Here is a 10770-nt window from a genome sequence, read left to right as displayed (position 1 = left end):
TGAACCTCCTTGTGTGAATGGGTTTGAGCACATCTATTTTACTCAAGGAGTTGGGTTCATGTCTCCTTTTTTGTTTGGTTGTCAATTTGTGTTAGCAAATTTGCTCATCTACAGTTAACTAGAAAAACCTCGTTGCATTGGTCCCGATTTTCATGCGTTCCCCCATTGTTGAAGGGAATCAAGCGGTTTTTCACCAGCCTTCTAGGAGGCTGGTGATTTAATCCTAGATCCCTCTTTGCCATCTCATTTCTCAACTAGAAAAACCTTGTTGCATCGATCCTGTTTTTCGAGCGTTCCCGATTGATGAGGGGAACTGGCGGTTTTTCACCGTCCTCCTAGAAAGGACCGCGAATGCTTGCCGGTCGGCGTTCGCGCGGCTTGAAGTCGGGGGAAATAAGCAAAGGGGCCTGCAGGTAAGGCCCCTTTCTCGTTATACATGGAAGAACGAAGAAACTTGTTCCGCAGGCAAGCGAGTGCCGACAAAGAAAGAGCCAAACTCAGCAAAACGGGCGCTGACTTCGTCAAAGCGCATCTCATAAACGAGCTTTTTGAACTGGAGCGCATCATCGGAAAACAAGGTGACGCCCCACTCAAAATCATCCAAACCGACGGAGCCGGTGATGATTTGCGTTACTTTGCCAGCGTACTTTCGCCCTGTCATGCCGTGGGCGCGCATCAGTTCGCGCCGCTGTTCCATGGACAACATATACCAGTTGTCCTCGCCTTGGCGCCGCTTGTCCATCGGGTAGAAACAAATGTAGTTCGTTTTCGGCAATATCGGGTACAGGCGACGGCGCACTTCCGGAATTTGATACGGATCTTCGCTGCCGGATGCCAAATAATTGCTCAGTTCCACAACCGAGACGTAGGAATACGCCGGCAGCCAATATTCGGCCAGTTTCGTCTTGTTGAGCGCCGTTTCCACCTCATGAAGCTCATCAAGCGTCGGGCGCAAAATCATGAACAGAATGTCCGCTTTTTGCCCGACGATCGTGTAGATGGCATGGCTTCCTTGCTTCTCGTTTTCGGTCGTCTCCCATTGGTCGACGAGCGCCAAAAACTCAGCGATCGCCGCTTCGCGCTCCTCGCTCGGCAGCGTTTTCCACGCGCTCCAGTCGATTGTGCGGAAATCATGCAAACAATACCAGCCGTCCAACGTTTGGGCCGCTTCGCTCATCATCGGTCACTCCTTATCATCGAGTATGTCCATCACTACTATACCATAGTCTGGCCAAAAACGCGGCGCATGGCGCATGAAAGCAAATGTACGGAATTGTTCCAAAAGATGAATTATTGGTTGGAAGGGCTTTCCTTCGTTGCGTTTCCGCTGAAAAGAGGTATGCTTATAAGTAGAAGGACAGGATGGCGTGATGACCGTCGCTCTAGGAGGCTGGTGAAAAAACCGCTATCACACACCAATCATCGCATTTTCATTCAGAAAAGAAGGCTGTTTCTACAAGGTTTCTCTAATTGAGAAATGGGTGGAAGCAGTAGTATTTTGCACTAAATCACCGGCCTTCTAGGAGACCGGAGGAAGGGAGCGGTCGGGCGGCCGCACGCCAACCGCGAACATGAAGGAGGCGTAACTGGTGGCGAATGATTTGTTTGCGGCGTTACAAGCAAAGGTGGCTGGAACGGGACGGAAAATCGTGTTTCCAGAGGGCATGGATGACCGCATCTTGGCGGCGGCCAGCCGTTTGGCGACAGAGCAAGTGCTTCAGCCGATCGTTCTTGGCGACGAACAAGCGGTTCGGGTGAAGGCAGCGGCGCTTGGCTTGTCACTGGAAGGTCTACAGATTGTCAATCCGCGCCGTTATGCTAGGTTTGATGAATTGGTTGCGGCCTTTGTCGAACGGCGTCAAGGAAAAGTGACCGAGGAAGCGGCGCGCGAACTGCTGCTTGATGAAAACTATTTCGGTACGATGCTCGTTTACACGGGAGCCGCTGACGGTTTGGTGAGTGGGGCGGCCCACTCAACGGCCGACACCGTCCGACCGGCGTTGCAAATCATTAAGACGAAACCGGGCATCCGCAAAACATCGGGCGTGTTCATCATGGTGCGCGGGGAGGAGAAGTATGTGTTCGCCGATTGCGCCATCAACATTGCCCCCGACAGCCGGGATTTGGCGGAAATCGCGGTCGAGAGCGCTCAGACGGCGAAAATGTTCGGCCTTGAGCCGCGGGTGGCGATGCTTAGCTTTTCCACGAAAGGATCGGCTTCCTCGCCAGAGACGGAAAAAGTCGCGGAGGCGGTGCGGCTGGCGCGTGAGATGGCGCCGGGGCTCGTCATTGACGGCGAGTTCCAGTTTGACGCCGCTTTTGTCCCGGAAGTGGCGAAAAAGAAAGCCCCCGATTCCCCGATTCAAGGCGATGCGAATGTGTTCATCTTCCCGAGCCTTGAGGCGGGCAACATCGGCTACAAGATCGCCCAGCGCCTTGGCGGCTTTGAAGCGGTCGGACCGATTTTGCAAGGGTTGAACAAACCGGTTAACGACCTTTCACGCGGCTGCAGTGCGGAAGATGCGTATAAGCTTGCCCTCATTACCGCCGCTCAGTCGCTTGGAGAGTGAGGGGAAAAAGAAAAGGCCATCGTGCGGCTCGAGTACGCCGGTGAAGGGAAAAACGGATTCGCTCAAAAGGTCACCGAGACCGACCGAATGACGGCAGGAAAGGGTTGAAAAGCTCGCCATTTCTTGATGCGAAGAGAAGATATTTTTGGATATAGTGACAGAAGAGGGTGCCCTGCGTGTTCGGGACACCCTCTTTCATACTGACCGGGATGAACGCTTTTCTCAGCGCGGCCGCAGGTGGGGGAAACGTTGGTGTCTTCCATTGCTGATGCATTAGTAACGATTGGGCGAAGCGCAACTCGTGTAAAGGCCGGCTGTTGTTCGGCGATCCGGTTGCGCAACATCTCCATCGATTGTGCTATAATGGGGGCGGAATGATCAACGTAAGGAGCTAACCGTGATGAGCCATGAATTGTTGCGGCAGCCGAAGTGGCGAGTGATCGACCAGTCTCATTTCGGCCCGCTGTTTGATGCGAAACAGTCGTTTGCGACGGACGACGCGCTATGCACCGCGGTCGGGTCCGGGCGGTCGGATCCGGTCGTGCGCACTTGGGTGCACGAGCATACCGTCGTTTTAGGGGCGGCGGATACGAAGCTTCCCCACATCGCCGAGGCGGTGTCGTTTTTGCGCCGACAAGGTTACCGCGTCGTCGTCCGCAACTCCGGCGGCCTCGCTGTCGTGTTGGATAGCGGGGTGCTGAACATTTCTCTTGTTTTCCCGGAAACAGGCCGTTCCATTGCCGTTGAGCAAGGGTATGAAGCCATGTGTGCGCTCATGGCTGCCATGCTCGCCCCATACGGCGTCACCATCGAAGCGGGGGAGGTCGTCGGTTCGTATTGCCCGGGCCGCTATGACTTGAGCATCGGCGGCCAAAAGTTCGCTGGCATTTCCCAACGGCGCGTGCGCGGCGGTGTTGCTGTGCAGATCTATCTTTGCGTTACGGGAAGCGGCTCGGCGCGCGCTGAGCTGATTCGCCGCTTTTATGAGCTCGGGCGGCAAGGAAAACAAACGACTTTCGCCTATCCCCTTGTCGACCCGGCAGTCATGGCCTCGCTGTCCGAACTTACCGGCCGCCCGTTGTCCGTCGCTGAGCTGTTGGTTGCCCTCTGGCGCACGCTGCAATCGTTTGGCGGTCAGCTGTATTCCTCTGCTCTTGAGGGAGAAGAATGGGAGTGGTACGAATATTATTGGGCCCGCATGGTGGAACGGAATGCCGTCGTGTCTTTCGAAAAACCGAGCGGAACGGGAGACGTGGCCGCCGACGTTTAGAAGGCTGGTGAAAAACCGCTGATTCCCTTCATCAATGGGAGAATGATTGAAACGCAGGCCCGATACAACAAGGGTTTTTCTAATGGAGAAATGACATGGTAAAGCCGTATACGCCATTAAATCACCAGCCTCTTAGGGGCGGCAGGAGAAGAGTGGGACTGGCCGACAAACATAGGATGCCGCAAACAGTGCGGCATCCTGTTTCATTACTCGGCGATTTTTTCTAAGTTTCCGTTCGGGTCCATGCGGAACGTCAGTCCCCGCTCTTCTTCCTCTTTTAACACCATTTTGCGCGCCCGATTGATAATGTTGACCAACGTCTCGAAATCTTCCTGAACGGTGGACGAGTTTGCTTGCAACTGTGCCACTTTTTCTTCCAGTTCTTGATTCGTTTTCTTCAATTCTTCGATTTCGCGGCGCAGCCGCTCATTTTCTTTAACGAGCGCCTCCCGCTTCCGCTCATGGGACTGAAACGTTTTTAGGAAGGCGATCACTTGGTCGAGCGTCACTTGTTGCGAAGCGGCAGGCGGGATGACGGCCGGCAGCTGTATCACCTCGCCGAGCTCCTCAAGCGATGGCATTGGTGGTTCATAGAGGCGCCGTTTTTTTGCGCCCCCTTGTTTGGCGAGCAGCCGCATAAGTTCTTTGCGCTGCTGTTTTGCCAGCTGCAGCGCTTCCTCATAGCGATGGCGGACGACCGCATTCCAGCGGAAGCCGCACGCCGCCGCTGTCCGATTTAGCTTGTCGCCGACTTCTTCAAACGCGTTGAGCTGGGTGCTCCCCTCGCGCACATGGCGAAGCACCGTTTCAGCCAACAATAAATCGTCTTCCTCTGTCCAAGCATCTTGCCGTTGTTTCATTGTTCCCCACTCCTTTTTCGATACTAGTAAAAAGGATAGGCAACAGCGTCACTATTTATACATTTCCAGTTTACAGGATTGACAAGTTATGAGAATAAAAGCGGTAAACTTGCAATTTTCCTGCAAAAGGGGTAGAATACACAAGGCAAACGCCACAGAAAGGAATGACGAATGATGGCGAATGAGTTCCGCGTTTGCGACGACTGCAAGGCGCCGAATTTGAAGACGCTGCTGCCGCGCTTGAAAAAGCTGGACCCGGACGCGGTCATTAAAATCGGTTGCCAGTCGTATTGCGGTCCAGGGCGAAAAAAAACGTTCGCCTTCGTCAACAACCGCCCGGTGGCGGCGCTGACCGAGGACGAATTGATCGATAAAATTGCCGAACGGCTGAAAAACCGTTGACTCAATCACCTTCTTTGCCGAAAGAAGGTGATTTTTATGTTTTTCGGCTCTTCACCAAAAGTTGTACTTGATTTTTTCACCACACATCTTAGCTTATGCACCCACGAAAGAACAGGAAACCAATCAGCCTATACTTGTTCAGAGAAGTGCACCGTCTGTCAAGTACACGTTGTGGTGATGAACGTGTTTTTCGTCAATACTGGAGAAAGACGGAGAAAAAAGTCAACTATTTCTTTACGGCTCGAAACGGCGTATAATAAATGTATGTTCGAGACGGAAGAGGAGGATGCGATGTATTTCGGCGGGCAGCTTGACGAAGAAAAAGTGTTTAAAGATCCGGTGCACCGATACATACATGTTCGCGACAAAATGATTTGGGATTTGATCGGCACAAAGGAATTTCAGCGCCTCCGCCGCATCAAGCAGCTCGGCACCACGTATTTGACGTTTCACGGCGCCGAGCACAGCCGATTCAACCATTCGCTCGGCGTGTACGAAATCATTCGCCGCATCATTGACGATGTGTTCGTCGGCCGCGACCATTGGGACCATAGCGAGCGACTTCTTTGCCTATGTGCGGCGCTTTTGCACGATTTAGGGCACGGTCCGTTTTCCCATTCGTTTGAGAAGGTGTTTCGCCTTGATCACGAAGATTTTACACGGGCTATCATTTTAGGCGATACGGAAGTGAACGCCGCACTTCGCCAAGTGGATGACGATTTTCCGCGAAGGGTCGCTGAAGTGATTGCCAAAACGTATCCGAACAAACTTGTCGTCAGCCTCATTTCGAGCCAAATTGATGCTGACCGGATGGATTACTTGTTGCGCGATGCTTACTACACCGGCGTCAGCTACGGCTATTTTGACATGGAGCGCATTTTGCGCGTCATGCGCCCGCGCGAAGACCAAGTCGTCATTAAGCGGAGCGGCATGCATGCGGTTGAAGATTACATCATGAGCCGCTACCAAATGTACTGGCAAGTGTATTTCCACCCGGTCACACGCAGCGCGGAAGTCATTTTGACGAAAATTTTGCATCGGGCGAAAAAATTGTACGAAGACGGCTACTCGTTTCAAACGAAGCCGGTTCACTTTTTGTCGTTTTTCGCCGGGAACGTAGCGCTTGACGATTACTTGGCGCTCGATGAGTCGATCATTTTGTTTTATTTTCAACAATGGCAAGAAGAACAAGATCCGATTTTGCGCGATTTATGCCGCCGTTTTGTGCGCCGTCGCCTGTTCAAATATACCGAATTCCATCCGACGAACGATCAAATGGCGAAGTTGATCGAACTGACCGGTTTGTTTCGCAAAGCGGGGATTGACCCGGACTATTATTTGGTTGTCGATTCCTCGTCAGATTTGCCGTACGACTTCTATCGACCGGGAGAAGAAGGCGAACGCTTGCCGATTTATTTGCTGATGCCGAACGGGGAACTGCGCGAGCTGTCGCGCGAATCGGTGCTCGTTGACGCCATTTCCGGCAAGCGGCGCACCGACCATAAGCTGTATTTCCCGGCCGACTTCCTAGAAGACTTGTCGGCGAAGCGAACGGTGAAGAAAGCGATTCTCGAAATTTTAAAGGGTTAGGAGATGACGGAGGGTGCTTACGGAGCATGCGAAAGTGATGAAGGCGTTGGCGGCCGCCGGGGAAATTGTCGGCCGCAAAAAGCTGCAAAAAATGATTTACATCGCGAAAAAGCTCGACTTTCCGTTTTACGAGAAGTTCGACTTCCATTTTTACGGCCCGTATTCCGAAGAGCTCACATGCCGCATTGAAGAGCTGTGCGCGCTCGGCTTTTTGCAGGAGGAGAAAGAGAAAAAGAGCGGCTATGTGCAATATCGCTATACGCTGACCGAGGCGGGCGAACAGTTTTTGCGCCATTACGACTGGGACATGCCGGGTCTTGACGAATGCATGCAGACGATGAACGGACAAAACGCGCGTTTCTTGGAACTGGTTTCCACAGTGCTCTATTTTGAACATTTGTCGAAAGAGGAAGTAAAAGAGAAAATCGCCGTCGTCAAAAGCAAGCAGCGCTATACGGCGGAAGAAATCGAAGAGGCGTATGCGTATATTGAAGCGCTGCGCAGCCGATGCAATCCAAAAGCCCGCGTATAAGCGGGCTTTTTAGTCATTGAAAACCGATCAGCGGGTTGATTCCATCAGTGCGGCAAAAACGCCAGCTGCAAAAAGAACAGCACCGCCAGCACGTACAGGAGCGGATGCACATCGCGCCAGCGGCCGCGAGCGATTTTTAAGAGCGGGTACGAGACGAAGCCGAGCGCGATGCCGGTCGCGATGCTCGAGGTGAGCGGCATGCTTAAGAGAATGAGAAAGGCCGGAAACGCCTCGTCGAGCTGATGCCACGAAATATGGGCAATATGGCTGATCATCAGGCTGCCGACGATGATGAGCGCCGGGGCGGTGATGGCCGATAACCCGGCGACCGCGCTGACCAGCGGGCTGAAAAAGGCGGCGATGACAAATAGGACAGCGACGGTGAGCGCCGTCCATCCGGTCCGCCCACCGGCAGCGACGCCAGTGGACGACTCGATGTACGCTGACGTTGGGCTTGTGCCAAGCATGGCCCCGACCGTAGTCGCGACCGAGTCAGCCAAGAGCGCTTCACGGGCGCGCGGCAGCGTGTTCCCTTTCATCAATCCCGCTTGCTGGGCGACGCCGATCATCGTGCCGGTCGTGTCAAACAGCGTCACAAGCAAAAAGGAGAAGACGACGGCGTACAAATGATGGCTGATCACATCCCCAACGGCCGCAAACGGATTGGCAACGATCACCCCGTCCGGCAGCGCCGGCAGCGACACGATGCCTTTGTCAAAGTGCAGTTGCCCGGTCGCATAGGCGATGATCCCGGTGATGACCATGCCGTAAAAGAGCGCTCCTTTGACGCCGCGCATCATAAGAACAAGCGTGACGGCGAGGCCGACAAGCGTCAACACGGCCGATGGGGCATGCAAGTCGCCAAGCGCCACCAAATTTTGCGGGTGAGCTTTGATGATCCCGGTCAGCCGCAGGCCGATGAAGGCGATAAACAGCCCGATGCCGGCGGTGATGCCGTGTTTTAAGCTGTCGGGGATCACTTCAATCAGCTTGCTGCGGAGCGGGGTGAGCGACAGCAACAAAAACAGCACCCCGGCGACAAACACGGCGGAAAACGCCGTTCCGTACGAAATGTTGTCGTGCGAGCCAACCACTGAATAGGCGAAATAGGCGTTCAGTCCCATGCCAGGGGCGATGGCGATCGGATAGTTGGCGAAAACCGCCATCCACAACGTCCCGATGATCGTGGCGATGACGGTGGCTGTAAACGCCTGCTCAAACGGGACGCCGGCGTCCGATAAGATGACCGGGTTGACGACGATGATGTACACCATCGTGAGAAACGTGGTCAACCCGGCGAGCATTTCCGTCTTGCGGTCAGTCTGTTTTTCAGCGAAACGAATCATGGGCGACCTCCTAAAAACGAACAATGTTAGAAACCATTATAATAATATTCGTTTTTTATAAAAAATGCAACGGGGGCGTTTCAGGCGCCCCCATCGCTTCTTCACTCCGCGTCGCTCAGCCGTTTTCCGGCGACGGCGTAATGATCTTTCGTCATTTCTTCAATGAAAACGACAACGCTTTCTTTTTTCGCTCCCGTCGTTTCCACAACGGCGTCCGTCACTTTTTCAACAAGCGCTTTCTTTTGCTCGTCCGTGCGACCGGCGAGCATTTTGATCGTGACATACGGCATCATGGTTCCCCCATTTCCTTGTCGAGTGCTGTCGCGCTTATTATACCATGGAATGATGAAGTTCAGTCCACTTTTCGCGGCAAATCATGTATACTAAAAGTGGTGAATATAGGGGAAAGGGAGTTAATCAAGTGGAACATTTTTTTCCATATTCATTAAGTGAAATTCCGTACGTGCTCTTGACGCTGGCGTTAGCATTTTCCGTGCACGAGTTCGCCCATGCGTACGTCGCCTACAAATTCGGCGACCCGACCGCGAAAAACCAAGGGCGGTTGACGTTATCGCCGTTGGCCCATTTGGATTTGCTTGGCACCTTGCTTATTTTTCTCGCTGGATTTGGCTGGGCGCGGCCGGTGCCGGTCAACCGCTTCCATTTTAAAAACCCGCGCCTAGCCGGCATTCTCGTTTCGGTTGCCGGGCCGCTCAGCAATCTTGTGCTCGCCGGGCTTGGGTTTGTCATTTGGTATGCGATGGTTGATTTCGGCATCATGCGGGCGCTGCCGGATTGGTTTGCTGCGGGGTTTGACCAGTTTTTTCAAATTTTTATCGGCCTGAATGCGGTGTTGTTTTTGTTTAATTTGTTGCCATTTCCCCCGCTCGATGGGTATCGGATCATCGAAGATTTGGCTCCCGACGGTTTGCGGGCGAAGATGACGCAATGGGAGAGCTACGGGGCGTTGATTTTTCTAGTCCTTGTGCTGACGCCGCTTGACCGCTATACGATTGAGCCGGTGTTTCAGCTGGCGCTGCCGTTTGTGCTTGAGAGTCTGCAATCGGTTGTTGCTCGTTTGTTTATGTAAGGAAGGAGGAAACCGCGCATGGAGCAAAAAAAGAAAAAAACGATCGGCTTTAACATCATCAAAGACGATCCGACCGACGGGCACCGCGGTTTTGGCGCCGGGGCGTTGAGCTTAGAAAACGTCTCGCCGGTCATCATTGACGTTGAGGCGGGCGAAGCGTTCGTCGATATGGGGGCGATGCATGCGCGCAGCGCCGTCGAGCGCGGCATTAAGTTTTTGCCCGACCGTTCGGCTGTGCCAAACGGCAAGCCGTATTGGATCGTCTGGGTGACGATTGAACGCCGTGAGGACGGCCCGTATTACGCCGGGGTGACGGCGTGTGAAATGACCGTTGACCGCGAGGCGCGCCGCGGCTATAAGCTATTGCCGGAACATGTGAACCGTCTCGATAAATCGCTGAAGCGGCACATCATTGTCGATCATATGGATGCGAAATCCAAACGGGTGCTTGCCGACTTTTTGAAAGGCCACGACATCGACATGTGGAACCGTTCGAGCGATGAGCTGAAAAAAGGGCTTGAAGGCGAATTGTGACGGTTTTGTGAACATATTTGGGCAAGGGCTTGTTCTTGTCTGGAAAAAAGGATAAACTAAATCTACATGTATAACACAGGAAAACTAGGACAAGAAAATCCCCTGCGCATGCGCAGGGGATTTTCTTGAAAACTGTAGATGACATTTTTCATTTCTTGAAACTTCTCCAGCAGTTTTTCCTCGTTCCAAGGGCTTTTCGTGAAAAAATGGCTGAGCATGGTTCGATGGTTGGGATGAAAATTCCAGTGATGGACATCGGGCAATGTTCCCGAACATCCCTTGGTACAGGGCATCGATAAGATGAACGAGAGGCTTGATGACCGGCTTCAAGAAATCAAGCGCCACCCCCAGCGTCATGAAAAATGGATGGATTCCTTGATGATGTGCTCATCGATTCCTGAGACATGAACCTCCTTGTGGGTAGTTGGTTGTACATCGATTCTAACCAAGGAATCAGGTTCATGTCTCCTTTTTTTGTTTAGTTGTCAATTTATGTTAGCAAATTTGCTCATCTACAACCAAAATAAACTCCTGCCAACATCAAAACAAAGTTGTGCCAAAGGACCGGGAAAGGTG

At 52.9% G+C, this 10770-nt stretch carries 11 protein-coding genes and 1 pseudogene; 7 read left to right on the top strand and 5 right to left on the bottom strand.

What is annotated here, in order from left to right:
- Nucleotides 1–430 precede the first annotated feature (430 nt).
- On the bottom strand, nucleotides 431–1177 hold the full coding sequence (gene hemQ, locus B4113_RS07080) for a hydrogen peroxide-dependent heme synthase (protein WP_033842832.1): 747 nt from the start codon (nucleotides 1175–1177) through the stop codon (nucleotides 431–433).
- 412 nt (nucleotides 1178–1589) lie between these two features.
- On the opposite strand from hemQ, the gene pta reads away from it, so the two are divergent.
- Both pta and B4113_RS07070 read left to right on the top strand, forming a co-directional pair.
- Nucleotides 1590–2570, top strand: a complete 981-nt coding sequence (gene pta, locus B4113_RS07075) for a phosphate acetyltransferase (protein ID WP_061912371.1) — start codon at nucleotides 1590–1592, stop codon at nucleotides 2568–2570.
- Nucleotides 2571–2970: 400 nt separating this feature from the next.
- Nucleotides 2971–3840, top strand: a complete 870-nt coding sequence (locus B4113_RS07070) for a lipoate--protein ligase family protein (protein WP_061912370.1) — start codon at nucleotides 2971–2973, stop codon at nucleotides 3838–3840.
- A 206-nt stretch (nucleotides 3841–4046) separates the two neighbouring features.
- Here B4113_RS07070 and B4113_RS07065 read toward each other — a convergent pair whose 3' ends face one another.
- The gene (locus B4113_RS07065) at nucleotides 4047–4700 is read right to left on the bottom strand and encodes an RsfA family transcriptional regulator (protein WP_033021651.1); all 654 of its coding nucleotides are present in this window, start codon (nucleotides 4698–4700) and stop codon (nucleotides 4047–4049) included.
- 174 nt (nucleotides 4701–4874) lie between these two features.
- On the opposite strand from B4113_RS07065, the gene B4113_RS07060 reads away from it, so the two are divergent.
- From B4113_RS07060 to B4113_RS07050, 3 genes are all read left to right on the top strand, one after another.
- Nucleotides 4875–5102 (top strand): DUF1450 domain-containing protein, encoded by a 228-nt coding sequence (locus tag B4113_RS07060; RefSeq protein ID WP_033021653.1) that lies wholly within the window; start codon nucleotides 4875–4877, stop codon nucleotides 5100–5102.
- 291 nt (nucleotides 5103–5393) lie between these two features.
- Nucleotides 5394–6692 carry an HD domain-containing protein gene (locus tag B4113_RS07055; RefSeq protein ID WP_061912369.1) on the top strand — a complete coding sequence of 433 codons (1299 nt, stop codon included), beginning with the start codon at nucleotides 5394–5396 and terminating at the stop codon, nucleotides 6690–6692.
- 13 nt (nucleotides 6693–6705) lie between these two features.
- A complete protein-coding gene (locus tag B4113_RS07050; protein WP_061912368.1) occupies nucleotides 6706–7224 on the top strand; it encodes a YwgA family protein in 519 nt (172 codons plus the stop codon).
- Between the two features lie 44 nt (nucleotides 7225–7268).
- Here B4113_RS07050 and B4113_RS07045 read toward each other — a convergent pair whose 3' ends face one another.
- Entirely contained in the window at nucleotides 7269–8570 is a 1302-nt protein-coding gene (locus B4113_RS07045) for an NCS2 family permease (RefSeq protein WP_061912367.1), read from the bottom strand.
- Nucleotides 8571–8671: 101 nt separating this feature from the next.
- Nucleotides 8672–8860, bottom strand: coding sequence for a 2-hydroxymuconate tautomerase (locus B4113_RS07040; RefSeq protein WP_020961553.1), 189 nt, complete (start codon nucleotides 8858–8860; stop codon nucleotides 8672–8674).
- Nucleotides 8861–8991: 131 nt separating this feature from the next.
- On the opposite strand from B4113_RS07040, the gene B4113_RS07035 reads away from it, so the two are divergent.
- Both B4113_RS07035 and B4113_RS07030 read left to right on the top strand, forming a co-directional pair.
- The gene (locus B4113_RS07035; RefSeq protein WP_033023324.1) at nucleotides 8992–9660 is read left to right on the top strand and encodes a site-2 protease family protein; all 669 of its coding nucleotides are present in this window, start codon (nucleotides 8992–8994) and stop codon (nucleotides 9658–9660) included.
- Nucleotides 9661–9678: 18 nt separating this feature from the next.
- Nucleotides 9679–10194, top strand: coding sequence for a YwhD family protein (locus tag B4113_RS07030; protein WP_061912366.1), 516 nt, complete (start codon nucleotides 9679–9681; stop codon nucleotides 10192–10194).
- A gap of 152 nt (nucleotides 10195–10346) precedes the next feature.
- Here B4113_RS07030 and B4113_RS20385 read toward each other — a convergent pair.
- Nucleotides 10347–10643 (bottom strand): annotated as a pseudogene (locus B4113_RS20385) (IS701 family transposase); the annotation flags it as partial.
- Nucleotides 10644–10770: the final 127 nt, after the last annotated feature.

Origin of the sequence: Geobacillus sp. B4113_201601, assembly GCF_001587475.1 — a bacterium.
Lineage (GTDB): Bacteria > Bacillota > Bacilli > Bacillales > Anoxybacillaceae > Geobacillus > Geobacillus icigianus.
The sequence above is the reverse complement of the archived record's forward strand: the minus strand, read 5'-3'. Positions and strand labels throughout refer to the sequence as shown.

Bases quoted from the DNA above. Each gene is read 5' to 3' on its own strand.
- hemQ (WP_033842832.1), bottom strand. From the start codon at position 1,177: ATGAGCGAAGCGGCCCAAACGTTGGACGGCTGGTATTGTTTGCATGAT.
- B4113_RS07070 (WP_061912370.1), top strand. From the start codon at position 2,971: ATGAGCCATGAATTGTTGCGGCAGCCGAAGTGGCGAGTGATCGACCAG.
- B4113_RS07065 (WP_033021651.1), bottom strand. From the start codon at position 4,700: ATGAAACAACGGCAAGATGCTTGGACAGAGGAAGACGATTTATTGTTG.
- B4113_RS07060 (WP_033021653.1), top strand. From the start codon at position 4,875: ATGGCGAATGAGTTCCGCGTTTGCGACGACTGCAAGGCGCCGAATTTG.
- B4113_RS07055 (WP_061912369.1), top strand. From the start codon at position 5,394: ATGTATTTCGGCGGGCAGCTTGACGAAGAAAAAGTGTTTAAAGATCCG.
- B4113_RS07045 (WP_061912367.1), bottom strand. From the start codon at position 8,570: ATGATTCGTTTCGCTGAAAAACAGACTGACCGCAAGACGGAAATGCTC.
- B4113_RS07040 (WP_020961553.1), bottom strand. From the start codon at position 8,860: ATGCCGTATGTCACGATCAAAATGCTCGCCGGTCGCACGGACGAGCAA.
- B4113_RS07030 (WP_061912366.1), top strand. From the start codon at position 9,679: ATGGAGCAAAAAAAGAAAAAAACGATCGGCTTTAACATCATCAAAGAC.